Genomic DNA, 25,362 nt, shown 5'->3' on the forward strand with positions numbered 1-25,362 from the left:
ATGTGATGCGCCGTCGCCGGTCCCGCCACCATACAGAATCCAATTTTCCCGCCGGAGCTTTCGGCACGCTGCCTCGGCTAGTGCTGTTGTTGGCCGTGTTGTTGCCCGTCGCCGAATGGGGCGCAAGCCTGATCATCAATCGCGTCGATGCGTCGTCGCGGGCGGTGAAGCTGTCCGACAAGGACATCGCCAAGCTTTACGACAGCGCCGAACCCGGACGCTATCGCGAAGTGCTGGAGGAAACGCCGCAATCGCGTGACGGCATTTACGCGCCGCTGATCGAATATCGCATGCCTGCGCGCCAAGGCAAGCATGTGACGGTATCCGAAGGCGGAATTCGCGGCGGTGTGATCGGCGATGCCGGGGCGCGGGTCGCGGTGTTCGGCGGAGGCTCGGTGTTCGGCCATGGCTTGGCCGATGGCGAAACCATTCCCGCCGTCGTGGCGGCGACGCTGTCGCGCAATGGGAAGGCGGCGCGGGTGGAAAACCGGGGGGTCCCCGGCTGGTACTCGACCCAAGACCGTGTCGCCTTTGCCGAGATGCTGGCCACCGGCGACAAGCCGGACGTGGCTGTCTTTGTCCATGGCCTGGATGATTTCCTGCATTGCAGCAAGCCCGAGCGCACCGCCTGGAGCCATCGTCTGGCCTTGGCCGATATTCCGGTCAGCGTCGAAACCTTGGTTCGTCAATCGGCGCTGGCCAGTTTGTTCCGGGGGCTGTTCGGCATCCCCGAGCCGGGGCGCACGGTGGAGCTTGAAGCCGAATGCGTCAGCGATGCTCAGGTCGAATCCTCTTTGGCCCGGCTGGACGCCAATCGCCGCCTGATCTCCGCCATGGCCGAACGCTTTGGCGTCAAGGTCTTGTTCGTGCAACAGCCGGTTCCCACCTTCCACTACGACAACGCCAAGCGGGCGTTGCCGTTGCGGCCCGAGCAGATGGCCCCCTACGTGGCCACCGCCAAGGCCTATGCCCGCCTGGCCGAGATGCGCGGAACAGGCAAGCTGTGGGAGCAAGACATGCTGTGGTTGGCCGAATTGGAGCCGGCGGAAGGCAACGCCTATATCGACCCGGTCCATTATTCCCCGGTTTTCGCCAAATTGATCGGTGAGACCATGGCCAAACGCGTCGGCGACATGCTGCCGGGGCCGCTGCCCGAAGCTGTTTCCCCCGTCGCCGTGCCGGCGGCGCAGTGATTAACCGTTCGTTCCTGCTGCTGCTGTTGCCGCCGCTATTTTGGGCCGGCAACGCGCTGTTGGCCCGGGCCACCGCCGGCGACCTGCCGCCGGTGGCTTTGGCCTTCTGGCGCTGGATTTTGGCGCTGGCGCTGATCCTGCCGTTTACCGGCCGTGATCTGTGGGCCAGCCGGGGTATTTTGTGGCGGCATTGGCGGCCGGTTCTGGGCATGGCCCTGACCAGCGTCGCCGCCTATAACACCTTGCTGTATCTGGCGGTGCAGACCACCACCGCCATCAACGCCACCTTGGTGGGCACGGCGCTGCCGATCATGGTGTTGCTGTTGGCGCGGCTGTGGCTGGGGGACCCGATTCGGCCGCGCCAGACCCTGGGCATGGCGGTATCGATCATTGGTCTGCTGACGGTGGTGACGCGGGGCGAGCCGGCGCGGCTGGCCACCTTGACCCTGACGCCGGGCGACGGGCTGATGCTGTTGGCCTCGGCGTCGTGGGCGACCTATTCGGTGATGCTGCGCCGCTTTCCCATCCCGGTGCGCGGCTTCACCTTGCTGACGGCGCTGATCGTCTTGGGCTGGCTGATGATCTTGCCGTTCTATCTGTTCGAACTCAGCCTTGGCTACACGGTTCACCTGCGGCCGATGACCCTGGGGGTGATCGCCTATACCGCCGTCTGTGCTTCGTTGCTGGCGTATTATTTCTGGAATTTGGGCGTGGCCTCGGTGGGGGCGCCGACCGCCGGTCTGTTCGCCAACCTGATTCCGCTGTTTACCGCCATCTTGGGCGTGGCGCTGCTGGGCGAGACTTTCGCCTGGTTCCATGCCCTGGGCGGGGGGCTGATCTTCGCCGGGATCGCCTTGGCCACCATGCGCCGGCGTTGACGAACACGTGCATCGCAGGTTTGCGTATCAAGCCGTTGCGTCGGCGGGCGTGTGTCGCCAGAATGCACCGCCATCATGCAATGTCGTGGCCGGGTCGCCGGTCATGCAGAGCCAAAGCGGGAGGATGAATGGTTCCGCCGAATTCCGGCCAGACCATTGCCGAACAATGTTTCGGCAGTGCCACGGCTTCACCTGAATTGGATTGGACGCAGGCGCGTCACGCTTTGGGTGGACCGGGCATTGGGGAAATGAATATCGCCCATGCGGCGCTGGATCGTCATGTCGCCGAGGGACGTGGCGATCGGCCGGCCTTGCTTAGTCTGGGGCGGCGTTACGAGAAACGCCACCTTTCCTATGCCCAGCTTGCCGATCTGTCGGCGCGGCTGGCCGCGGCCCTGGCCGCGCGCGGCATCGGCGCCGGCGACACGGTGGCGGTGCTGACCGGCCGTTCGGTCGAGTTGTACGTGGCCGCCTTTGGCTGCTGGAAGATCGGGGCGGTGTTCTGCCCGCTGTTTTCCGCTTTTGGTCCGGGGCCGTTGAAGTCGCGGCTGGAATTGTCCGGGGCCAAGGCGCTGATCGCCACCGAGGATTTGTATCGCCGCAAGGTCGCCGGCCTGCGTGCGTCGCTGCCCGATCTGTCCCTGGTTCTATTGGTGGGCGAGGATGGGCGGACGGTGACCGGTGCCGATGGCGAGGATTTCAACACGGCCATCGCCGCCGCCACCCCCGCCGCCACCGCCGCGACGGCGCCGGAAACTCCGGCCTTTTTGCATTTCACCAGCGGCACCACCGGCACCCCCAAGGGGGTTTTGCACTCGCATTCCGCCGTCATTGCCGAGACCTTGACCGCCCGTCAGGTCTTTGGACTGGTCCCCGACGATGTCTATTGGTGCACCGCCGATCCGGGCTGGATCACCAATACCGCCTATGCCCAGATCGCGCCCTTGGCCAATGGCTGCATGGTGGTGGTCGACGAGGCTGATTTCGATCCGCGTCGCTGGTACGGCATCTTGAAGGATGAAAAGGTGACGGTGTGGTACACCACGCCGACCAATATCCGCATGATGATGCGCTATGGCGCCGCCTTGGCCCGCTCGTATAAGGAAAATTCGCTGCGGGTCGCCGCCAGCGTCGGCGAGCCGCTGAACCCCGAGGCGGTGGCCTGGGGGGAAAAGGCCTTGGGCGTGCCGTTCCTTGATACCTGGTGGCAGACCGAAACCGGGGCTATCGCCATCGCCAATTGTCCCGGCCGGGCCAAGGCCGGCAGCATGGGCATGCCGCTGCCCGGCGTCCAGGCCGCGGTGATCGACCGCGATCTCTCTCGCATTACCTCGGTCGAACGGGTGGATGAGGTGGGGGAATTGGCCTTGCGCGCCGATCTGCCATCCATGTTCACCGCCTATATGGGCGAGGGCGCCCATTACGATTCATCCTTCGTCGATGGTTGGTATCTGACCGGTGATCTGGTGCGCCGCGATGCCGATGGCTGCTTTTGGTTCGTCGGCCGTGCCGATGACATGATCAAATCGGCGTCGCACACCATCGGCCCGTTCGAGGTGGAATGCGGCCTGATGGATCATCCGGCCGTGGCCGAAATCGGCGTCGTCGGCAAGCCCGATCTGCTGCTGCGCGAGGTGCCGGTGGCGTTCATCTCGCTCAATCCCGGCTTTGAAGCCGGCGAGGCGCTGCGCATCGAATTGCTGACCTTTGCCCGCCAATGCCTGGGCGCCACCCTGGCGCCACGGGAAATCCACTTTGTCGAAACCATGCCCAAGACCAGTACCGGCAAGATTCTGCGCCGGGCCTTGAAAGCCAAGGCGGTGGCCGAACCGGAAGAAGACGAATCGCATATCATCCCGGTCAGTCCGGGGCGCTTCGACGACGAATAACCCGTTGCGAGTCGCCCAGGGAATGATCGCCGTCTCGTTTCGTGCGAATCGATGTTGTCAGGTGTGCTCGTCGCTGTCGGCCCATCCTTTGAGAAGGATCCGGTCCGGCGGCTGAGGCGTCCGTGCGTCGCCTCGGCGTGTGCGGAGGCAACGCCGCGGCTCATTCCGCACCGGTGATCGGAACCGATCATCGGCGGCCTCAAGCGGCGGGCGGATTTCTCCAAAACCCTTGCCTCCCGCGGCATAAGCCGCGCGGCCCCGTGAGCCTAACCCAAATCTCGATGAGTTCCTCTTACCGGGACTTGGTATCAGTGCTAAGCGCGAAGTCCTTGGGGAGATGGAAGTTCAGGATATCGGATAACTTTTTGGTTCGTTACTGAGCTTCGTATATTGCCCCAAACTGACTTATGACTGCATCTTTTGCGCATATTTCGCATCGAGGCTGGCTGATAAATATTTCCCACTCTCCCAAATCTTCCTTGTTGTTGATAAGATTTGTCGCGATTAATTTTTCGGCGTGCAGTGTGTTGCTTGTTCCTTTGTCACGCTCGTACAGGAATTCCGCTCCGTTCATTGCCAGTGTTTCGTATAAATATTTAATATATGAGACGCTTAATTTTGTTGAAAAAATGTAATCTTCACCACTTTTTCTATTAGATATTCTTCTGGCAAAAGCAAATGTGCTTTGTGTATTGAATCTCTGTGCTGTGCCGAAAATGCCTAATAACCCTTCTGACGTCAGGGAATTTGCATTTTTCCATATTTCTGTTCTCAACGTGCCGACATTTGCTTTCTGTGTTTGGCTTTTTCCACCAAGTAAATCAAATCTTGTGTCGAGGGTCATTTTTGATTTTGTATCTGAAAATACAGAAATGTTATCATCGTCATCCTCTTCTTCTATTTTTTGGTTCAATATCTGGGATACAGGTGTTTTTATATTGTTATCTTTGAGCCAGGAAGTGATGGTATTATTTTGGGCATTATTAGCAATTTTATTGAAGTTAGAGAGAAGTTTTGGGTAATTCTGTTTGAGAAAATCTCTTATTTCATCCAGTGACTCGGCATCCATCTGTTTTGTTTTGTAGATGAAATACGCTTGCAGCGTTTTGCCCCCGGCATGCCCTGGCCGCTGCTGCGTCACCTTGGCTTGCCCGGCCGATGAACCGTATCGAGTGGATGGCGGTGTATGCGGCTTTGTCGCTACTGGTGCAGGCTTGGCCTGCGCCGTCAAGGAGGGGGGCGGTGGGGCGAAGCGGGTGGGCGGCGGTGTATGTGCCTTTGCCGCCATTGGCACGGGCTTGGTCTGCGCCGTCAAGGAAGAGGACGGTGGGGTGAAGCGAGTAGGCGGCGGCGGATGCGCCTTTGCCACCTCCGGCGCAGGCTTGGCCTGTGCCGTCAAGGAAGAGGACGGTGGGGTGAAACGGGAGGGTGGTGGCGTAGCGGCGTTCTTTGTCGTTAGCTGGGCGGCTTTAGCCTGAAGGGGGAACCGCTTTCCGCTCATCGGAGACCTCGGCTGATGGGCGCAATTCAAGGTGCGGCCGGTGAAAAATGCACGTGAACGTAGCATTTTCTTGGCGATGGCGTCCATAAAGTATGTTTTCTTTGGGCTTTAAACCCCGTTGCGCACCAACTGGGCGAAGTCGTCGGGCGGCACGGCCGGGCTGAACAGGAAGCCCTGCATCAGGGTGACCCCCTTGGCCAGCAGGAAGCCGGCTTGGGCTTCGGTTTCCACCCCTTCGGCGATAACCTCAAAGCCCAGATTGGCGGCCAGGGTGGCGATGGAAGAGACGATGGCGCCGTCCTTGCGGTTGCCGGGCAATTCCATGACAAAGGCGCGGTCGATCTTCAAGACATCGACCGGGAACAGTTTCAGATAGGCCAGCGACGAATAGCCGGTGCCGAAATCGTCGATGGACAGCCGCACCCCCATCTGGCGCAACTCGCCCAGGATGCAAATGGCCCGGTCGACCTCGGTGGCCATCATGGTTTCGGTGATTTCCAGTTCCAGCACCGACGCCGGCAACCGCCATTGCGCCAAGGCGCGCTCGACCTTGTTTTTCAGGCTGGCGTCATGGAATTGCGCCGGCGACAGATTGACCGAGACGCAGCCGAAATCGATGCCGGCATCCAGCCACAGCCGCATTTGTCGGCATGCCTCGGCCAGGGCCCAATCGCCGATGGCGCCGATCAGCCCGGCGCGTTCGGCGACGGGGATGAACAAAGCCGGGCTGACATTGCCGCGCGTCGGATGAGTCCAGCGGATCAGCGCTTCGGCCGCCACCACCTTGCGTAAGATGCCATCGACCTTGGGCTGGTAGTACAGCCGGAATTGCGACTCGGCCAGGGCATGGCGCAAATCGTTTTCCAAATTGACCCGTTCGGCCGCCTGACGATCCATGTCGCTGTCGTAAAAGCGATAGGGATTGCCGCCGGCCTTGGCGTGGTACATGGCGGCATCGGCGTGCGACAGCAAGGTTTCGGCGCAATCGGCGTGATCGGGGTACAAGGCGACGCCAATGCTGGTGGAGGCGTACAATTCCTGTTCCGGCAGGGCGAACGGCTCGGAAAAGGCATAGAGAACCTTTTCGACGCAGGCCAGGGCGCCTTGGATGTCGTTGATGGCCGGCAGGGCGACGACGAATTCGTCACCGCCCAGGCGGCCGATGATGTCGCTGGCGCGGACGCAGCCCTTAAGCCGACGGGCCACTTGCCGCAGCAATTCATCGCCGGCGGCGTGGCCGAAGCTGTCGTTGACATCCTTGAAGCGGTTGACGTCAAGGAATAGCAAGGCCAAGCGGTGGCCTTCGTGTTCGGCGCGGACGATGGCGTCGCCCAGGGCTTCCATCACCGTGTGACGGTTGGCCAGCTTGGTCAAGGCGTCGTGGCGGGCATGAAAGCGGATGCGTTGTTCGTCCATCTTGCGGCGGGTGACGTCGCTGGCGACCATGACGAAGCTGTTGACGGCGCCGTCCTCGCCCTGGACTCCGGTCAGCGCGACCGAGGCGGGGAAGACGTCGCCATTGGAGCGCCGGCCCCACAATTCGCCGTGCCAGGTGTCACCGCTGCGGGCGCATTCCCAGGCTTCTTCCACCGTCTTGGGGTCGTTGATTTCGTCGGCAATGAATTTGGAGGCCAGATTGACCACTTGATCGACGGCAAAGCCGGTCATGCGGGTGAAGGCCGGGTTGATGGCATGAACGACGTTGGCGGTATCGGTGACGATGATCGCCTCGCCGACATTCTCGTAGACGGTCGCGGCCAGACGCAGCCGTTCTTCCGCCTTTTTGCGGTCGGTGATGTCTTGGACCGTGCCTTCGTAACACACGACGTTGCCGTCGTCGTCGCGGACCAGCCGCGCATTCTCGGCGATCCAGATGATCTCGCCCGATTTGCGATAGACCTGGGCTTCGAAATTGCGGACCACCGAATCGTGATCCAGCAATCGCTTGAACCGTTCGCGGTCGTCGGGATGGACGTACAGACCGTGGGCGATGTCGGTCAGGCCGGCAATCAGATCCTTGGGGGTGTCATAGCCATAGATGCGGGCCAGGGCCTGATTGGCGTTAAGATAGCGTCCCGATGGGGTGGTGCGGTAAATGCCCTCGACGGCATTTTCAAACAAGGAACGGTACTGGTTGGAAATGGCTTTGGCCTTTTCCTTCCGTGAGGTCCGATCCATCATGCTGTCGCCACCGTCCAAACGCTTTTCCCCTCCTGCACAATTTCTGTGCGCATACATCAGTGCCATTTTCTCAGGCACGTTGGCAAGGAGCAGGATGCTAGTCCTTAAGCATAGCTGGGCTGTGCCAGGGGAGCAAGGCGCGGCCATGCCCCCCTGACCAAAGGGTTAGCGCCAGCCGACGCGATCGAAGATGCGGACGGCGTGCGCGGCGTTTTCACCCAGGACGGCGACGTTGATGCTTTCGCCTTTGAACGGTCCCCAGGCGGCGACGGTGGGCGACAGCGCCGCCGAGGTCAGGACCGGGAATTCGTTATTGGCCTCGGCGAACAGCTTTTGCGCATGGGCGCCGGCCATGAATTCCAGCAGCGTCATCGCCTCGGTCTTGTTCTTGGCCGAGATGGTCAGGCCGGCGCCAGAGACGTTCATGGGGGCGCCGCGATCATTTTGGTTGGGGAAGAACAAGCCGACCTTGGCGGCGGCGTCCCGCTCGGATTGCTTATCCGAGGTCTGCATGCCGCCAAAATAATAGGTGTTGGCAATGGCGAGGTCGCATTGCCCGGCGGCGACGGCGGCGATCTGGTCGCGGTCGCCGCCTTGGGGCTTGCGCGCCATGTTCTCGGTGATGCCCTTGGCCCAGGCTTCCGCCTTGACCTCGCCCAGGGCCGCGATGATGCCGCCCAGCAGTGACTGGTTATAGGTAGACGACGACGAACGGACGCAGATGCGGCCTTTCCATTTCGGGCTGACCAGATCCTCGAAGGTGGACAGCTCTGCCGGCTTGACCCGATCCTTGGCATAAAAGATCACGCGGGCACGGGCCGACAGGCCAAACCAATAGCCCTGCGGATCGCGATATTGGGTCGGAATCGCCTGTTCCAGCACTGTCGACGTGACGGGCTGCAACAAATCGGCGGCGCGGGCGGCATGCAGGTGCACCACGTCGGTGGCGATGAACATGTCGGCCGGGCTGTCCTTGCCTTCGCTTTTCAGTCGTTCCAGCAATTGGGTGGCGTCGGCCGACAGCAGGTTGACGGCGATGCCGGTTTCTTGGGTGAAGGCATCCAATACCGGCTTGAGCAGATGGTCCTTGCGGGCCGAATAGATGTTGACCTCGGCGGCCGAAACCGTGCCGGCGGCCAGACAGGCGGCGACGGTCAGGGCAAGACGGCTGAACAGGCGCATGAGAGAAGCTCCATGGTAATGCGAGTGATTTGCATGCGCGCACGCTAACACGCACGCTCCCGAGGTGAAAGAGCTATGCGGCGGGAAAGATGAAGACCTGCGACGGATCGACGGTAATGCGAATTCTTTCACCTTCGGCGGGCAAGGCGCGGCTGGCCAGACGGGCATGCAGGTGGTGCGCCGGCAGGGTCGGGTGTTCAACCCGCAGATGAACCAGGCTGACGCGGCCCAGCAGGCGCGCGGCCAGGACGATCCCCTCGGCGCCGCCGGCGGGGTCAAGGCTGATGCCTTCGGGGCGGATCAGCACTTGGGCCTTGCCGGCGCCGTTCAGCGAGGCGGCGAAAGGTCCCAGCGGGGTTTGCGCCATGCCGTCCGCGATGGCGGCATCGAAGACGTTGACCTCGCCGAAGAACGAGGCGACGAAGGGATCTGCCGGCTGGTTGTACAGCGTTTGCGGCTGATCCATCTGAACGATGCGGCCCTGGCGCATGACGGCGACGCGGTCGGCCATGAACATGGCTTCTTCGGGGTCGTGGGTGACCATCAAGGTGGATACCCGGTTGCGTTTCAACACATGCAGGGTCTCGTCGCGCACCTGATCGCGCAGGCGCTTGTCCAGGCCGGAAAATGGTTCGTCCAGCAGCATCAATCCGGGATTGGGGGCCAGGGCGCGGGCCAGGGCGACGCGCTGTTGCTGCCCCCCCGACAATTGATGCGGCCAGGATTCGGCATAATCGGCCATGCCGACCTGATCCAGCATTTCCTCGGCGCGGGCGCGGCGTTCGGCCGCGGGTTTGCCGGCAAGGCCGAATTCGACATTGCCGCGCACCCGCAGATGCGGGAACAGGGCGTAATCTTGAAACAGAAAACCGACATGGCGGCTTTCCGGCGGTAATTGGGCGTGGGGGCCGGAAACTTCCGTGCCGTTCAGCACCACGGTTCCAGCGCTGGGCACTTCCAGGCCGGCGGCGATGCGCAAGGTGGTGGTCTTGCCGCAGCCCGATGGTCCCAGCAGGCACAACAACTCACCCGGAGCGATGCTTAACGACACGTCGTCCACCACTTGGGTGCGGCCGAAATGATGGGTGATATTGCTCATCACCAATCCGGTGGTGGAGTTCATTCGCTTTCTCCCGGTCGTGATTTGGCGATGGCCCGGCTGAGCAGCAGCACCGGCACCAGCCCGACCAGGACGATGGCCAGGGCCGGGGCGCCGGCATCGGCCAGGCGCTCGTCCGAGGCCAAGGTGAAGGTTCGCGTCGCCAAGGTGTCGAAATTGAAGGGACGCATGATCAAGGTGGCCGGCAATTCCTTCATCACATCGACGAAGACCAACAGGGCGGCCGACAGCAGGCTGCCGCGAATCATTGGGATGTGCACTCGGCGCAGCGCGGTTACCGTGCCGCAGCCCAGAGTGCGGGCGGCGGCTTCCAGCGATGGTGTCACCTTGGCCAGGCTGGCCTCGATGCTGTTGGTGGAAACGGCCAGGAACCGCACCAGATAGGCATAGACCAAGGCGAAAATGGTGCCGGTCATCAGCAAGCCGGGCGAGCGGCCGGTCCAGCTTTCGATGCCGTGGGCGAGGGCGCGGTCTGCCGCCACCAGCGGCACCAAGATGCCGACGGCGATGACCGAACCGGGCACGGCATAGCCCAACGAGGCAATACGGACGGCGAAACGGATCAGGGGGCGCGGATGTAGGCGCTGGGCATAGGCCAGCACCAGGGCGACCGCCACCGCTGTCATGCCGGCGATGACCGCCAGGATCAGCGAATTGCCGGCCAACCGGGAAAAATCGCCGCCGAACGAATTTTCCAGTCCGACCTGCAAGGTCCAGCCGGCCAGCACCAAGGCGGGAACGACGAAACCCAGCAGCACCGGCAAAAGGGAAAAGCCCAAGGCCAAGCCGCCGCGCCAGCCGGTCAGCGGGATTTGCGGCAAGCGGCGGTAGCGGCTGGTGGTGTGATGGCTTTTGGCGCCACCGCGCGACAGGCGTTCCATCACGATCAAGGCGGCGACGAAGATCATCAGCACCGCCCCCAATTGTGCCGCCGCAATCGGTTGGCCCATGCCCAGCCAGGTACGGTAAATGCCGGTGGTAAAGGTATCGACGGCGAAATATTGCACGGTGCCGAAATCGTTCAACGTTTCCATCAAGGCCAAGGCGATGCCGGCGATGATCGAGGCGCGGGCCAACGGCAAGGCCACTTGGCCAAAGGCGCGCCAAGGGCCGCGTCCCAAGGTGCGGCTGGCTTCCAGCACGCAGACCGATTGTTCCAAGAAGGCGGCGCGGGCCAGGATATAGACATAGGGGTAGAGCACCATCACCATCACCGCGATGGCCCCGCCAAGCGAACGAATGTCGGGAAACCAGTAATCGCGGGCGCTGGACCAGCCGAAGACGGCACGCAAGACGCTTTGCAGCGGACCGGAATAATCCAGCAGGTCGGTATAGGTATAGGCGACCACATAGGCCGGCATGGCCATGGGCAGCAGCAACGCCCATTCCAGGACCCGGCTCAAGCGAAAGCGGCACATGGTCACCAGCCAAGCCGTGCCCACCCCGCCGATGGCGACGCCGGTGCCGACCCCGGCCATCAGCAGCAGCGAGTTACCGATATAGGAACCCAATACGGTGGCGGCCAGATGGGTCCAGACATCCCCCGACGGCACCAGCAGGTTGGCGGTCACCACCAGCACCGGCAGCGCCACCAGCGCCGCCAATGCCAGGACGGCCACCAGCCAGGGCAGGGGAGCTTTATAGCCATTGTGTTTGTGTGGGTATGCCGGCACGCGAATTTTCCAGGGGCGGGACAAAAGGAAGAGGATGATATTGCAAGTGATTAGCAATGGCAATCGGTCTTCCGGCGCGAATTCCCTGCTTTCAACTGGAAACCGTCACGGTTCCGTATTAAGAAGACGCTTCCCATCCCAACCGATCAGGGATTGCCCGTGAAAGCCGCCGTCATCGTATTTCCCGGCTCCAACTGCGACCGTGACGTCGCCGTGGCGCTCGAAGCCAGCATGGGGTCCAAGCCGCTTATGGTTTGGCACCGTGACACCCAACTGCCCGCCGTCGATCTGATCGTCGTGCCGGGCGGGTTCTCTTATGGCGATTACCTGCGCTGTGGCGCCATGGCCGCCCATTCGCCGATCATGCAAGAGGTCAAGGCCCGTGCCGATCAAGGCGCGCGGGTGCTGGGCATCTGCAACGGCTTCCAGATCATCACCGAGGCGGGGCTGCTGCCCGGCGTGCTGATGCGGAACGCCGGGCTGAAGTTCATCTGCAAGGATGTCTTCCTGCGCGTCGAAAACGACCGCACCGATTTTTGCCGCTATTACCGCAGCGGCGATGTGGTGCGCTACCCCATCGCCCATGCCGAAGGCAATTACTTCGTCGATCCCAAGACCTACCGGGAAATGGAAGACAACGGTCAGATCGCTTTTCGCTATTGCGGCGCCGATGGTGCCGTGGCGCCCGAATTCAACCCCAACGGCTCGTTGGGCAATGTCGCTGGCGTCTATAACGAAAAGAAGACCGTGCTGGGGCTGATGCCGCACCCGGAACGCCTGGCCGAGGACCTGCTGGGCGGGGCCGACGGCAAGCTGATGTTCGATTCGCTGGTGGAGGCGCTGTCGTGAGCCAGATTACCCCCGAAATCATCGCCCAGCACGGCATCAAGCCGGATGAATACACGCTGATCCTCGAGATCATGGGCCGCCCCCCCAATCTGACCGAGCTCGGCATCTTCTCGGTCATGTGGTCCGAGCATTGTTCCTATAAGTCGTCGAAGAAGTGGCTGAAGACCTTGCCGACCAAGGCGCCGTGGGTCATTTGCGGTCCGGGCGAGAATGCCGGCATTATCGACATCGGCGACGATCAGGCCATCGTCTTCAAGATGGAAAGCCACAATCACCCGTCGTTCATCGAACCCTATCAGGGCGCGGCGACCGGTGTCGGCGGCATCTTGCGCGACGTCTTCACCATGGGCGCGCGGCCCATCGCCAACATGAACGCCCTGCGTTTCGGCGATCCCAGCAATGCCAAGACCCGCCATCTGGTGGCTGGCGTCGTCGCCGGCATCGGCGGCTATGGCAATTGCGTCGGTGTCCCCACCGTCGGCGGCGAGACCAATTTCCACAAATCCTACAACGGCAACATCCTGGTCAACGCCATGACCGTGGGCTTGGCCGACAAGAATAACATTTTCTATTCGGCCGCCGCCGGCGTCGGCAATCCGGTGGTCTATTTCGGTTCCAAGACCGGTCGCGACGGCATCCATGGCGCCACCATGGCTTCGGCCGAATTCGACGAGAAGTCCGAGGAAAAGCGTCCGACGGTTCAGGTCGGCGATCCCTTCACCGAAAAGCTGCTGATCGAAGCCTGCCTGGAATTGATGGCCACCGACGTCATCGTCGCCATTCAGGATATGGGCGCCGCCGGTCTGACCTCGTCTTCGTTCGAGATGGCCTCCAAGGGCGGTCTGGGCGTCGAGCTGGACCTGGACAGCGTGCCCATGCGCGAAGAAGGCATGAGCGCCTACGAGATCATGCTGTCGGAATCGCAAGAACGCATGCTGATGATCCTCAAGCCGGGCAAGGAAGACGTGGCCCGCGCCATCATGGACAAGTGGGAACTGGATTTCGCCGTCATCGGCACCTTGACCGATACCGGCCGCATGGTGCTGAAGCGCCATGGCGAGGTGGTGGCCAACCTGCCCATCGACCCGTTGGCCCAGGCCTCGCCCGAATATGACCGCCCGTGGGTGGCCCCGGCCAAGCAGCCGGTGATTCCGGCCGAACAGATCGAAGCGGTTGATCCCGTTTCGGCGCTCAAGACCTTGTTGGGATGCCCCGATCTGGCCTCCAAGCGTTGGATCTGGCAGCAATATGACCACATGGTCATGGGCGACACCGTGCAGCGTCCCGGTGGCGACGCCGCCGTCGTCCGTATTCACGGCACCAACAAGGCGGTGGCCATCACCACCGATTGCACGCCGCGTTATTGTCAGGCCGACCCGCACCAGGGGGGCCGTCAGGCGGTGGCCGAGGCTTATCGCAACCTGTCGGCGACGGGGGCCGTGCCGTTGGCGGTGACCGATAATCTGAATTTCGGCAATCCGGAAAAGCACGAGATCATGGGCCAGATCGTCGAGGCGATCAAAGGCATGGGCGAAGCCTGCCGCGAGTTGGATTTCCCCGTCGTCTCGGGCAATGTCTCGCTGTACAACGAAACCCAAGGCACCGCCATTCAGCCAACTCCGGCCATTGGCGCCGTCGGTCTGTTGGATGACGTCAACAAGCATATGACACTGGCCTTCAAGGCCGGCGGCAACCACATCGTGCTGTTGGGGGAAACCAAGGGCTGGCTGGGGGCGTCGCTGTATCTGCGCGAAGTCTGTGGCCGTGAAGAAGGCGCGCCGCCGCCGGTGGCGCTGCATCGCGAGCGGCGCAAGGGTGAACTGGTCCGCCAGTTGATCCAAGATGAACAAATTGTCGCCTGCCACGATATTTCCGATGGCGGTCTGCTGGTGGCGGTGGCCGAAATGGCCATGGCCAGCGGGATCGGCGCCAGCTTGGACGCTCCGGCCAGCGTGCCGTTGCATGCTTGGTGTTTCGGCGAGGATCAGGGCCGCTATCTGTTGGAAGTGGGCCAAGATGATCTGGTCGCCGTGCTGGAAGCGGCGCAGGAACATGATTGCGTCGCCCGCGTCATCGGCAAGACCGGCGGCAATGACATCGCTGTCGGCGGCGCCGCGGTCGGCGTGGCCGAGTTGAAGGCGACGAACGAAGGCTGGCTGCCCGCTTACATGGGTGGGGAAATGTCCGGCCATTAATACCGGCCGCCCTTTGAAATGATCCGTTTGGGCGGCCGGCAAGCCCGCGCGGCGTTGAGCGAAACCATCTCGGCATGAACGGACCCAACGGGTCAGTTCATTGGCCGGGTGGTATAACTGGCACGAGCATGGCAAAGGCCGGCTTTCCGCAGGGGAAGCCGGCCTTTCTTTTTCAGGCTATGACCGTGCCTTCAACAAAGGTATAGGGGCAATTCCCCTGTTGTCAGGGCAAGGCGACCCAGAGCAAGATCGCCGCCGTTCTGCCCCGGTCCGGGGGCGGGAATGGCCCTTCAAGGAGAATTCATGGAACCCGCCCGTTCCGGCGCTTTCGCCGCCCTTGCCGCCTTTTTGTGCTGGGGGGTGTTCGGGATCTATTTCAATGCCCTGGCCAGCGTACCGGCCCCCGAGGTGTTGGCTCATCGCATTGTCGGCGGGGCGGTGTTCGCGCTGCTGGTGCAAGTGGCCTGGGGGCGTTTCGGTGAAATCCGCGCCGCTTTCGCCGATCGGCGGGTGTTGGGCGGATTGGCGGGCTCGGCCCTGGTCATCGCCATCAACTGGGGCTTTTACATCTGGGCGGTCAGTAACGGGCGGGCGCTGGAAGCCAGCCTGGGCTATTTCATCTTTCCACTGATTTCGGTGGTGCTGGCCCGGTTGGTGCTGGGGGAAAAGCTGACCCGGCGTCAGGGGGCGGCGGTGGTGCTGGCGGCGCTGGGGGTGGTGTGGCTGGTGGCCGGGGGCCACGGCGTGCCGTGGGTGGCGCTGACCTTGGCGTTCAGTTTCGGCACCTATGGCCTGTTGCGCAAGACCATCGTCGTCGGCGCCATGGCGGGCCTGTTCGTCGAGGCCGCCTTGCTGGTGCCGTTGGCTGTGGCTTATCTGCTGTGGCAGGGCGGCGGCGTCCTGGTCCACAGCGACGACGGCAAGCTGGTCGCCCTGATCGCCGTGGCCGGGCCGCTGACCGCCATCCCCTTGGCGCTGTTCGCCTATGGCGCCCGCCGGCTGCGGCTATCGACCTTGGGGTTGATGATGTACATCAATCCCACCGTGCAGATGCTGGTGGCGGTGTTTTGGCTGGGCGAAACCTTTACCCAGGCCCACGCCATCGCCTTTGGCGCCATCTGGTGCGGGCTGGCGCTGTATTCCTGGCCTCAACGCAAGCCCGCGATATAATCGGCGAATATTCCCTTGATAAGGGTTATTGTTCTGGGGTCCCGTGCGCTGATGGAGAGCGTGATGTCTTTCGTCACCATGATCCGGTTTCTGCCTGTGCTGCCGCTTTTAGTCGTTGCCGCCTGCGCGCCGCGCATTGTCGGCTATACTGATTGGGTGGATAAGCCGGGGCAAATGGTCGGCGACAAGACCGGTTACAGCATCGAGGTGCAGCCCGGCAGCTTGCAACAGCAGCGGATGACCGTCATCACCGTAATCCGCGCCTTCAATGATGGCGGCCTGTTGGGTTTGTGCGGCGCCATGGTGGCGGCGGCCCCCAACCAGAAGCTGCTGGAAGGGGAGTTCGCCGATTTTTTTCGCGACCGCAATTCCACCGTGACCCTGGGGGGCAAGGGGCGTGACCCGGTTTTGATTTCGGCTCGGTTCATGCGTCTGCATCAAAAGGTGGTCCCCAGCGGTATGCTTGATCCCAAAAACATTGATATGAATCAGTTGCAAGGCAATTGCGTCACCACCAAACTGCCTTGGCGCGACGATTTAAAGGCTGCCCATCACTTGGATCTCACGAAGACCACCACCACCCGTGGCGTCGTGCCAATCTATACTTATCGGCCTCGGTAAGTTTTGACCCTGCCGGGGTGTTGGCGCAATATGGCCGCGCTTTCGCCAAGTCACCGACCAGGAGATTTTTTCATGCCCATGGAAGCCAGTGTGATCGAGCAGATGATCAAAGAGGCTTTTCCCGACGCCAAGGTCATCATCGAAGATTTGCGCGGCGACGGCGACCATTACTCGGCCCTGGTGGTTTCCGAGGCTTTCACCGGCAAAAGTCGGGTGGCCCAACACCAGATGGTCTATGGCGCGTTGCAGGGCAAGATGGGCGGCGAGTTGCATGCCCTGGCGCTGCAAACGGCGACGCCGGAAAACGCCCCCGATTGGGTCAAGGGTTGACCGGCGTCAAAGCTGGTAAAAGCTGTCGCAAGCATGTTGCACAGCCATCCCGATCACCCTACATTGAAACAATTCCAATTCCGCCTTTACCCTTGCATATAGGTTATCACCCATGAGCAATCCGGCTTTCGAGCGCATTCAGCAAGATCTCAGCGAAAACGACGTGGTCTTGTACATGAAGGGAACGCCTATGTTCCCGCAATGCGGCTTTTCCGCCGCCGTGGTCCAGGTGCTTACCGCCCTGGGTGTCAAATTCAAGGGCGTCGACATTTTGGTCGATCCCAGCCTGCGTGAAGGTATCAAGCAGTTCAGCAACTGGCCGACCCTGCCGCAGCTCTACGTCAAGAGCGAGTTCGTCGGCGGCTGCGACATCGTCCGCGAAATGGCCGGCAGCGGCGAATTGGCGGCTTTGTTCAAGGACAAGGGCATCGCCTTTAACGGCTGATCGCGCGGTTCGCGAGAATGGAAAAGGTCGCCCACCGGGGCGGCCTTTTTTATTGGACGGGTGCAATTTCGTTCCTTTCCAAGGGTTTGTTGCTTTGGCATAAATTCCCTTATGACGATCTTGCCGCAAACTCCACGCACCACCGCCAAGCGCAAATCCGACCGCGTCGAGTATGATTTCGACGCCATTTGCGCGGTTCTCGACCAATCGCTGGTCACGCATCTGGGCTTTGTCCAAGATGGGAGCCCCTTTGTCCTGCCGACCAACGCCTGGCGAGTCGGCGATGGCCTATATTTCCACTTCGCCACCAATGGCCGTTTCGCCCAGACCTTGCGCGGCGGGGCTGAAATCTGTGCCACCGTGTCGCTGCTTGACGGTTTGGTGTTGGCCCGTTCAGCCATGCATCATTCGGTCAATTACCGTTCGGTGATGTTGTTCGGCGTGGCTTCCGAGGTGACCGAGGCCGCCGAGAAAAATCGCGTGTTGATGGCTTTGGTTGACAAGGTTTGGCCAGGCCGCGCCGCCATCGTCCGCCCCCCTGACGCCAAGGAACTGGCGGTTACCGCCGTTTTCCGCCTGCCGATCGCGGAGGGGTCGCTCAAGGCGCGGAGCGGTCAGCCGGTGGAACGGCATGACGATCTGGCTTTGCCGGTTTGGGGCGGGGTGGTGCCGGTGGTGACGGTCCTGGGACAAGCCCAGGCCGATGAATACGTTCCCTCCGGGCTTGAACTGATTCAACCAGATGGTCGGCGGACCATCTGAACCAATCAGTGCGCCAGGGTGAAGTGAAACGCCGTGCCGGCGGGCTCGCACGGTTCGGCCCAGATAATGCCGCCATGGCGTTCGACGATCTTGCGGCAGATGGCCAAGCCCAGGCCGGTGCCGGGAATATCCCTGCCGTGCAGGCGGGAAAAGGCCGCGAACACCCGTTCGCAATCGGTCGCCGGGATGCCTTGGCCGTTGTCTCTGACGACGAAATGCCAGCCATCGACATTTTCTCCGCCGCTGATGCTGATTTCCGGGATGCGGTCGGCGGCACGGTATTTAAGCGCATTGCTGACCAGATTGGCGAACAGGCGTTCGATCTGGCCGCTATCGGCAGAGATGGTCGGCATGGTCCCGACCGAGACATGGGCGCCGCTGTCGCTGATGCTGGGGGAAAGATCGGCCAAGGCGGCGGCCAGCGGTTCCGCCGAATCGATCGCCGCCAGGGCGACGTTCGAGCAGCCGGCGCGGGAATAGTCCAAGATATCGCCGATCAGGTGTTCCATGCGGGCCGCCCCCTCGGTGATGAAGCCAAGGAAGGCGTCGGCGTCCGAGTCCAGCTTGCCGCCATAGCGGCGCATCATCAATTGGGCATAACTGCTGATCATGCGCAAAGGCTCGCGCAGGTCATGCGAGACCACATGGGCGAATTGTTCGAGCTCGGCGTTGGAACGACGCAATTCATCCAGATTGCGTTGCAACGCGCTGATGCGCCGATCGGTGTCGGCTTGTTGCCCCTTGGCTTCGGCGGACACCATGGCCAGCCCCCCAGCGTTAACGACCTTTAGTGTTACTACTATGGCATATGTTTGGGCGGCCGAGGGGAGCAGAGAATCACCCGGCAGCCATGCAAAAAGAAAGGCCCGGCGTTGCCGCCGGGCCTTTCCGCCTTCCAGCGAAAGCTGGATTAGCGCGAATAGAATTCGATGACCAGATTGGGTTCCATCTGGCACGGATAGGGCACGTCCGACAGCTTGGGAGCGCGGATGAAGGTCCCCTTCATTTCCTTGTGATCGACTTCCAGATAGTCGGGAATGTCGCGTTCCGGCGACTGAGCGGCTTCCAGGATGATCGCCAAATCCTTCGACTTCGGCTTGATGCTGATGATGTCGCCGTCCTTGACCTGATAGGACGAGACGTTCAGGCGCTTGCCATTGACCAGGACGTGGCCGTGGTTGATGACCTGACGGGCCTGGAAGGGGCTGACGGCCAGCTTCATGCGATAGACGACGGCGTCGAGGCGACGCTCCAGCAGACCGATCAGGTTCTCCGAGGTGTCGCCACGGCGGCGCACGGCCTCGTCATACAGCTTGCGGAACTGCTTTTCCGAAACGTTGCCGTAATAGCCCTTCAGCTTCTGCTTGGCCATCAACTGGGTGCCGAAATCGGACGGCTTCTTGCGGCGGGCGCCGTGCTGGCCGGGCGGGGTTTCCTTACCGCGCGCCAGCGGGCTCTTGCCGCGGCCCCACAGATTGACGCCCAGGCGGCGGTTGATTTTGAATTTCGCTTCAATACGCTTCGTCATCAGGTCTTCCTTTGGTCCCGGCTGTTGCCGGTTGGGGTTTGTCCCGATAGGCCTGATCCAGTTTTATCTGGGGCGGGACGCAAGCGCGCCCACGTTCTCGGGAATGAATGGGGGCTTTTATACGGCGGGCCGGGCGCTGTCAATGGTTGCGATACGATTTCGCCCCTCCGGTTTGCTTGCCTTTGATGCGCCGCATCCGTAAACTTCATCCCTTCGTTTCGACCCTCCCATTAATATAGAGAGACCTGGGCAACATGGCCGATCTGCCGCCCGATATCGCCGCTTTGAGTTTTGAGGATGCGCTGGCCGAATTGGACGCCATCGTGCGCAAGCTGGAAACCGGTTCGACCAAGCTGGACGACGCCATTGGCGCTTATGCGCGCGGCGCCGCTCTCAAGGCCCATTGCGAGACCAAGCTGAAAGAGGCTCAGGCCAAGGTGGACAAGATTGTGCTGGGCGGCGATGGCGCCATCGGGCTTGAACCTGCCGGTATTGAGTGAGACGTCCAGTGTCCGATCCCCTGAGCTTGGCTTTGGCTGCCAACGCGGCGGCCGTCAACGACGAATTGACCCGCCTGTTGCCGGTGGGCGATGGGCCCGAGCATCGCGTTCACGACGCCATGCGCTATTCCGCCTTGGATGGCGGCAAGCGGTTGCGGCCGTTCCTGGCGGTGCAATCGGCATCCTTGTTCAATGTTTCGCCCGCTGCCGCCTTGCGGGTCGGCTGCGCCTTGGAAATGGTGCATTGCTATTCGCTGATCCATGACGATTTGCCCTGCATGGATGATGACGATCTGCGACGTGGACGGCCCACCTGTCACCGTCAGTTTGACGAAGCCACCGCCCTGTTGGCTGGTGACGCCTTGTTGACGCGGTCGTTCGAGATCCTGGCGGCTCAATCCACTCATCCCGATCCGGCGGTGCGCTGTGAATTGGTGTGGGAACTGGCCCATGCCTCGGGCGGGCAGGGGATGGTTGGTGGCCAGATGGTCGATTTGCAGGCGGCGGAATTGTCCATGGACGTGGCCGCGATCACCCGCTTGCAACAGATGAAGACCGGCCGCCTGATCAGCTTTGCCTGCGAAGCCGGGGCGATTTTGGGTAAGGCGCCGTCGTCGCAGCGTTTGGCCTTGAAGAATTACGCCCATGATCTGGGACTGGCTTTCCAGATCGCTGACGATCTGCTGGATGTGGAAGGCGACGAGACTCAGGTTGGCAAGAAGCTGGGCAAGGATGCCGGGGCCGGCAAGGCCACCTTTGTTTCCCTGCTGGGGCCGGACCGTGCCCGCGCTCAGGCGGCGATGCTGGCCGAGCAGGCCTGCGCCCATTTGGACAGTTTCGGCCCGGCGGCGGAATTGCTGCGCTTGACGGCGCGTTACGTCGTCAGCCGCAGCGTTTAAGGAATATGGTGATGAAAGCTGCTCTGCCCCGCCTGCTCGATCAGGTGAACTGCCCGGCGGATACCCGTGCGTTCACGCCCGAGCAATTGCGCCAACTGGCCGATGAAGTGCGCCAGGAAATGATCGAGGCGGTCTCCATCACCGGCGGTCATCTGGGCGCTGGTCTGGGGGTGGTGGAGCTGACCGTGGCCTTGCATCACGTCTTCGAGACCCCGGCCGACAAGCTGATCTGGGACGTCGGCCATCAATGCTATCCGCACAAAATCCTGACCGGCCGCAAGGATCGGATCCGCACCCTGCGCCAGGGCGGCGGTCTGTCGGGCTTCACCAAGCGGTCGGAAAGCGAATACGATCCGTTCGGCGCCGGACATTCCTCGACGTCGATTTCAGCCGGTCTGGGCATGGCGGTGGGCCGTGATCTCAAGGGCGAGGATTTCAACGTCATCGCCGTCATCGGCGACGGCGCCATGAGCGCCGGCATGGTCTATGAGGCCATGAACAATGCCGGCTCCATGGATTCGCGCCTGGTCGTCATCTTGAACGACAACGACATGTCCATCGCCCCCCCCGTCGGCGCCATGAGCGCCTATCTGTCGCGCTTGCTGTCGTCGCGGCCCTATTTGTCCATTCGCAGCTTCGCCAAGGATTTGGCCAAGTCGCTGCCGCCGCCGCTGGAACGCGCCGCCAAGCGGGCCGAGGAATATGCCCGTGGCTTCGTTTCGGGCGGTGGAACGCTGTTCGAGGAACTGGGCTTTTATTACGTCGGTCCCATTGACGGCCATAATTTCGACCATTTGTTGCCGGTGCTGAAGAATGTCCGCGATTCCGAGGACAACAAACCGGTTCTGATCCATGTGGTGACGCAGAAGGGGCGGGGATATCCGCCGGCCGAAGCCGCCGCCGACAAGTATCACGGCGTCGGCAAGTTCGATGTGGTCACCGGCGCCCTGGCCAAGCCCAAGGCCAATGCCCCCAGCTACACCTCGGTGTTTGCCAAGGCTTTGTTGGCCGAAGCCGCCGTCGATGACCGCATCGTCGCCATCAGTGCGGCCATGCCGGCCGGGACCGGTCTTGATAAATTCGCCGAACGTTACCCCAGCCGTTGCTTCGATGTCGGCATCGCCGAACAGCACGCGGTGACTTTTGCCGCCGGTCTGGCCTGCGAGGGGTTCAAGCCGTTCTGCGCCCTTTATTCCACCTTTTTGCAGCGTGGTTATGACCAGTTGATCCACGATGTGGTGATCCAAAAGCTGCCGGTGCGCTTTGCCATCGACCGCGCGGGTCTGGTTGGCGCCGATGGCGCCACCCATGCCGGGTCTTTTGATTTGGCCTATCTGGGCTGCCTGCCCGATATCGTGCTGATGAGCCCGGCCGACGAGGTCGAGTTGATGCATGCGGTGGCCACCGCCACCGCCTTGAATGATCGGCCGTCGGCTTTCCGTTATCCGCGTGGCGAAGGTGTCGGGCTGGAATTGCCCGAACGCGGGCAGGTGCTGCCCCTGGGCAAGGGCCGCGTCCTCCGCCAGGGCAGCCGTGTCGCCCTGCTGTCCTTGGGCACCCGCTTGGCTGAAGTCTGCAAAGCCGCCGATGAATTGGCGACGCGCGGTCTATCGACCACGGTGGCCGATGCCCGCTTCATGAAGCCCTTGGACGAAGAGATGATCTTGGCCCTGGCGCGTGATCACGAAGTGCTGATCACCATCGAGGAAGGGTCGATCGGTGGTTTCGGTTCGCAGGTTCTGCATCTGCTGGCCCATGCCGGGGCGCTGGACCGTGGCCTCAAGGTTCGGCCGATGGTTCTGCCCGATGTGTTCCTGGAACACGAAACACCCGCCCGGCAGCACGATCTGGCTGGCCTTAACGCACCGCAAATCATCGCGTGCGTTCTGGCGGCGCTGGGGCAGCCGGCGGCTGTGGTCTCCGCTTAAATTAGGTAACCGTTAAATAAGCAATATATACTACAGACGCCTTTCCTAAGATCTGGAATGTATTCAACACTCGAATTTGTGGGGAAATTTTCGTTCTGACGAGGATTTCCTGAATGTTTCGTTGCTGTAATATTGAAACATCAAATTTGAGTGGTATGCTATATGCCGGGTTGCTTGAAGGTAAAGGCTGTTGGAAAATGGAATTGGATAAACTCCAAGAAAGTGCCCGCCGGGCGAGTACGCTGCTCAAAGCCATGAGCAACGAGCATCGGCTGATGATCCTGTGCCAGCTTTTGCATGGTGAAAAGTCGGTGGGCGAACTGGAACGGTTGATCGGTCTGTCGCAATCGGCGCTGTCCCAGCACTTGGCCCGCTTGCGTCGTGACAATCTGGTGCAGACCCGTCGCCAAGCTCAGACCATCTTTTATTCCCTGTCCGGAGCCGAGGCCAGCGCGGTGATCACCACCCTTTATGGCCTTTATTGCGCCAAGGATTCGGGCGGCGTTTGCGCGGCCTGATCGCCGGCTTGGGGGTCAGCGTGTCAGCGGGATTTTCAGATAGCTGACACCATTGCTGTCGGGGGTGGGCAGGCGCCCGCCACGGATGTTGACCTGAACAGCGGCAAGCATCAGGGCTGGAAGCTCCAGCGCCATATCGCGGCTTGTGCGTAATTCAACGAACATTTCTTCGCTGACCGTTTCATTGACATGAATGTTGCCGTTGCGCTGGTCGGCGATGGTGGTTTCCCAGGCGATGGCTCGGCCGCCGGGGCCGTAATCGTGACCGACGAACACGCGGGTTTGATCGGGCAAGGCCAGCAGCCGGCGGATCGAATGATACAAGGTGGCAGCGTCGCCGCCGGGAAAATCGCAGCGGGCGGTGCCGAAATCGGGCATCAGCAGGCTGTCGCCGACGAACAGGCAATCCCCGATCAGATAAGCGGTGCAGGCGGGGGTATGGCCGGGCACATGCAAGGCTTGGGCGGCAAGTCCGCCGACGCGGAACTCTTCGGCGTCGGCGAACAGATGATCAAATTGCGAGCCGTCGCAACGGATGTCGGCGCCCAGATTGTAATAGCTGGCAAAGGTTCCCTGGACCTCGATGACCTGGTCGCCGATACCGGTCATGCCGCCCAGGCGCTGGCGCAGGCTATCCAGGCCGGACAGGTGATCGGCATGGATATGGGTGTCCAAGATCCAGCGCGGTTGCAGCTTGTTGTCGGCGATGAAGGCGGCGATCTTGTCCATGGACGCCATGGACAAGTGACCGGATCGGCTGTCGTAATCCAGCACCGGATCGATGACGGCGCAAATGCCGGTGGCCGGATCGGTGACCACATAGCTGACACTTGACGTTGCGGCATCGAAAAAAGCGGTGACGTCGGGGGTATCGGGGCGGCTCATGACGATCTCCTGTCCTTTACAGGAAATCGGCGATAATTCTCTGAATTCAAGCCGTCTGATATATCCATACGCCGTCGGCGTCCTCGGTGCGGACGAGGCGGCCTTGGGCGATGAGATGGTTGAGATGGGCCACCGTCTCGCCGGCGGCAAAGCCGGTCTGGTGCGGATCAAGGGGGCGTTGGAACAGGGCGCGCAGGACCGCGAGGGCGGTGCTGGGCTTGGCGCAAGCGGCAAACGCCCGTTCCAAGCGCTCGTCGTGGTGGGCAAGCAATTCGTCGGCGCGTTCATGCAGCCCACGGAACGGCAAGCGATGTGACGGCAGCACCAGACAATCGGCCGGAAAGGATTGTTTCAGCCGCTTCAAACTGTCGAGGAACTGCCCCAGGGGCTCGGAATCCGGTTCTTGCGGCCAGACGCCGACCACCGGGGAAATGCGCGGCAAGATCTGATCACCGGAAATCAGCACGTTCAATTCGGCGCAATACAGGCAGGCATGTTCGGGCGAATGGCCGCGACCGACGAAGACTTGCCATTGGCGGCCGCCGATGGTCAGGCAATCGCCATGGCTGATGGCCGAGACGTTGGTCGGTAACGGCTTGATCCGGTCGCCATATCCCCCCGAGCGTTCGCGCACGCCCTCCAGTAAGTCGGGGCCATAGCCGCAGCGGCGGTAATGATCGACTTGATTGTCGATGTAATCGGCCCCGCCTTCCAGCATCAGCATGCGGCCATAGGTCCATTCACCGACGGTGGCGGTCAGACGAATGCCAAAGCGCTGGGTCAACGGCCCGGCCAATCCCATGTGGTCGGGGTGGAAATGGGTACAGATCAGCCGCGTCACCGGCTTGCCGGCCAAGGCGCCAGCGAATAGGCTGTGCCAATGGGCCATGGTTTCGTCATCGCCGACACCGGTATCGACGATGGTCCAGCCGTTGCCGTCGTCCAGCGCCCACAGATTGATGTGATCCAAGGCGAAGGGCAAGGGCATGCGGATCCACAGCACCCCCGGCGCCACCTGCTGTACGGCCGCGATGTCGGGCGGGGCGGGAAAGGGATGATCAAGCTGGACGTAGGTCACGGGAGTTCTCCGATATTTCGGCATAAGGTTACCGGTT

At 61.7% G+C, this 25,362-nt stretch carries 23 protein-coding genes; 14 read left to right on the forward strand and 9 right to left on the reverse strand.

Annotated elements, in window-relative coordinates; translation table 11 throughout:
- Positions 1-5 precede the first annotated feature (5 nt).
- From KEC16_RS00210 to KEC16_RS00220, 3 genes are all read left to right on the forward strand, one after another.
- Entirely contained in the window at positions 6-1,193 is a 1,188-nt protein-coding gene (locus tag KEC16_RS00210) for an SGNH/GDSL hydrolase family protein (protein ID WP_211545649.1), read from the forward strand.
- Entirely contained in the window at positions 1,190-2,071 is an 882-nt protein-coding gene (locus KEC16_RS00215) for a DMT family transporter (RefSeq protein WP_211545650.1), read from the forward strand. The genes KEC16_RS00210 and KEC16_RS00215 overlap by 4 nt, the downstream gene beginning before the upstream one ends.
- Positions 2,072-2,199: 128 nt before the next feature.
- On the forward strand, positions 2,200-3,960 hold the full coding sequence (locus KEC16_RS00220; protein WP_249208598.1) for an AMP-binding protein: 1,761 nt from the start codon (positions 2,200-2,202) through the stop codon (positions 3,958-3,960).
- Positions 3,961-4,333: 373 nt separating this feature from the next.
- Here KEC16_RS00220 and KEC16_RS00225 read toward each other — a convergent pair whose 3' ends face one another.
- The 5 genes from KEC16_RS00225 to KEC16_RS00245 form a co-directional block, all read right to left on the reverse strand.
- Positions 4,334-5,548, reverse strand: a complete 1,215-nt coding sequence (locus KEC16_RS00225; protein ID WP_211545651.1) for a ribosomal eL19 family protein — start codon at positions 5,546-5,548, stop codon at positions 4,334-4,336.
- Positions 5,549-5,569: 21 nt separating this feature from the next.
- On the reverse strand, positions 5,570-7,642 hold the full coding sequence (locus KEC16_RS00230) for a putative bifunctional diguanylate cyclase/phosphodiesterase (RefSeq protein WP_211545652.1): 2,073 nt from the start codon (positions 7,640-7,642) through the stop codon (positions 5,570-5,572).
- 165 nt (positions 7,643-7,807) lie between these two features.
- Entirely contained in the window at positions 7,808-8,824 is a 1,017-nt protein-coding gene (locus tag KEC16_RS00235; protein WP_211545653.1) for a Fe(3+) ABC transporter substrate-binding protein, read from the reverse strand.
- A gap of 73 nt (positions 8,825-8,897) precedes the next feature.
- Entirely contained in the window at positions 8,898-9,947 is a 1,050-nt protein-coding gene (locus KEC16_RS00240; RefSeq protein WP_211545654.1) for an ABC transporter ATP-binding protein, read from the reverse strand.
- Positions 9,944-11,617 carry an ABC transporter permease gene (locus KEC16_RS00245; protein ID WP_346343979.1) on the reverse strand — a complete coding sequence of 558 codons (1,674 nt, stop codon included), beginning with the start codon at positions 11,615-11,617 and terminating at the stop codon, positions 9,944-9,946. Before KEC16_RS00245 ends, KEC16_RS00240 begins: the two co-directional genes overlap by 4 nt.
- 159 nt (positions 11,618-11,776) lie before the next feature.
- On the opposite strand from KEC16_RS00245, the gene purQ reads away from it, so the two are divergent.
- The 7 genes from purQ to KEC16_RS00280 all read left to right on the forward strand — a co-directional run bounded on the left by purQ (position 11,777) and on the right by KEC16_RS00280 (position 17,989).
- Positions 11,777-12,466, forward strand: coding sequence for a phosphoribosylformylglycinamidine synthase subunit PurQ (gene purQ / locus KEC16_RS00250; protein WP_211545655.1), 690 nt, complete (start codon positions 11,777-11,779; stop codon positions 12,464-12,466).
- Positions 12,463-14,661 (forward strand): phosphoribosylformylglycinamidine synthase subunit PurL, encoded by a 2,199-nt coding sequence (gene purL / locus KEC16_RS00255; protein ID WP_211545656.1) that lies wholly within the window; start codon positions 12,463-12,465, stop codon positions 14,659-14,661. The genes purQ and purL overlap by 4 nt, the downstream gene beginning before the upstream one ends.
- 303 nt (positions 14,662-14,964) lie before the next feature.
- Positions 14,965-15,831 carry an EamA family transporter RarD gene (gene rarD, locus KEC16_RS00260; protein WP_211545657.1) on the forward strand — a complete coding sequence of 289 codons (867 nt, stop codon included), beginning with the start codon at positions 14,965-14,967 and terminating at the stop codon, positions 15,829-15,831.
- A gap of 63 nt (positions 15,832-15,894) precedes the next feature.
- On the forward strand, positions 15,895-16,452 hold the full coding sequence (locus KEC16_RS00265; protein WP_211545658.1) for a hypothetical protein: 558 nt from the start codon (positions 15,895-15,897) through the stop codon (positions 16,450-16,452).
- A gap of 72 nt (positions 16,453-16,524) precedes the next feature.
- Positions 16,525-16,782 carry a BolA family protein gene (locus tag KEC16_RS00270; protein WP_211545659.1) on the forward strand — a complete coding sequence of 86 codons (258 nt, stop codon included), beginning with the start codon at positions 16,525-16,527 and terminating at the stop codon, positions 16,780-16,782.
- Positions 16,783-16,894: 112 nt separating this feature from the next.
- Positions 16,895-17,227 (forward strand): Grx4 family monothiol glutaredoxin, encoded by a 333-nt coding sequence (gene grxD / locus KEC16_RS00275; RefSeq protein ID WP_211545660.1) that lies wholly within the window; start codon positions 16,895-16,897, stop codon positions 17,225-17,227.
- Positions 17,228-17,338: 111 nt separating this feature from the next.
- Positions 17,339-17,989, forward strand: a complete 651-nt coding sequence (locus KEC16_RS00280) for a pyridoxamine 5'-phosphate oxidase family protein (RefSeq protein ID WP_211545661.1) — start codon at positions 17,339-17,341, stop codon at positions 17,987-17,989.
- Positions 17,990-17,994: 5 nt separating this feature from the next.
- Here the strand turns inward: KEC16_RS00280 and KEC16_RS00285 are convergent, their stop codons facing one another.
- Positions 17,995-18,750, reverse strand: coding sequence for a sensor histidine kinase (locus tag KEC16_RS00285; RefSeq protein WP_211545662.1), 756 nt, complete (start codon positions 18,748-18,750; stop codon positions 17,995-17,997).
- 149 nt (positions 18,751-18,899) lie between these two features.
- The gene (gene rpsD / locus KEC16_RS00290) at positions 18,900-19,517 is read right to left on the reverse strand and encodes a 30S ribosomal protein S4 (protein ID WP_211545663.1); all 618 of its coding nucleotides are present in this window, start codon (positions 19,515-19,517) and stop codon (positions 18,900-18,902) included.
- Positions 19,518-19,771: 254 nt separating this feature from the next.
- On the opposite strand from rpsD, the gene KEC16_RS00295 reads away from it, so the two are divergent.
- From KEC16_RS00295 to KEC16_RS00310, 4 genes are all read left to right on the forward strand, one after another.
- The gene (locus KEC16_RS00295) at positions 19,772-20,017 is read left to right on the forward strand and encodes an exodeoxyribonuclease VII small subunit (protein WP_211545664.1); all 246 of its coding nucleotides are present in this window, start codon (positions 19,772-19,774) and stop codon (positions 20,015-20,017) included.
- Positions 20,018-20,025: 8 nt separating this feature from the next.
- Entirely contained in the window at positions 20,026-20,916 is an 891-nt protein-coding gene (locus tag KEC16_RS00300; RefSeq protein WP_346343980.1) for a polyprenyl synthetase family protein, read from the forward strand.
- 5 nt (positions 20,917-20,921) lie between these two features.
- Positions 20,922-22,844 (forward strand): 1-deoxy-D-xylulose-5-phosphate synthase, encoded by a 1,923-nt coding sequence (dxs, locus tag KEC16_RS00305; RefSeq protein WP_211545665.1) that lies wholly within the window; start codon positions 20,922-20,924, stop codon positions 22,842-22,844.
- A gap of 197 nt (positions 22,845-23,041) precedes the next feature.
- Positions 23,042-23,362, forward strand: coding sequence for an ArsR/SmtB family transcription factor (locus KEC16_RS00310; protein ID WP_211545666.1), 321 nt, complete (start codon positions 23,042-23,044; stop codon positions 23,360-23,362).
- A gap of 15 nt (positions 23,363-23,377) precedes the next feature.
- On the opposite strand, the gene KEC16_RS00315 is transcribed toward KEC16_RS00310, so the two are convergent.
- Positions 23,378-24,247, reverse strand: a complete 870-nt coding sequence (locus KEC16_RS00315) for an MBL fold metallo-hydrolase (protein WP_211545667.1) — start codon at positions 24,245-24,247, stop codon at positions 23,378-23,380.
- Positions 24,248-24,293: 46 nt separating this feature from the next.
- Positions 24,294-25,325 carry an MBL fold metallo-hydrolase gene (locus tag KEC16_RS00320; RefSeq protein ID WP_346343982.1) on the reverse strand — a complete coding sequence of 344 codons (1,032 nt, stop codon included), beginning with the start codon at positions 25,323-25,325 and terminating at the stop codon, positions 24,294-24,296.
- Between the last annotated feature and the right edge of the window lie 37 nt (positions 25,326-25,362).

This window comes from Magnetospirillum sulfuroxidans (assembly GCF_018224925.1).
Taxonomy (GTDB): Bacteria; Pseudomonadota; Alphaproteobacteria; order Rhodospirillales; family Magnetospirillaceae; genus Magnetospirillum; species Magnetospirillum sulfuroxidans.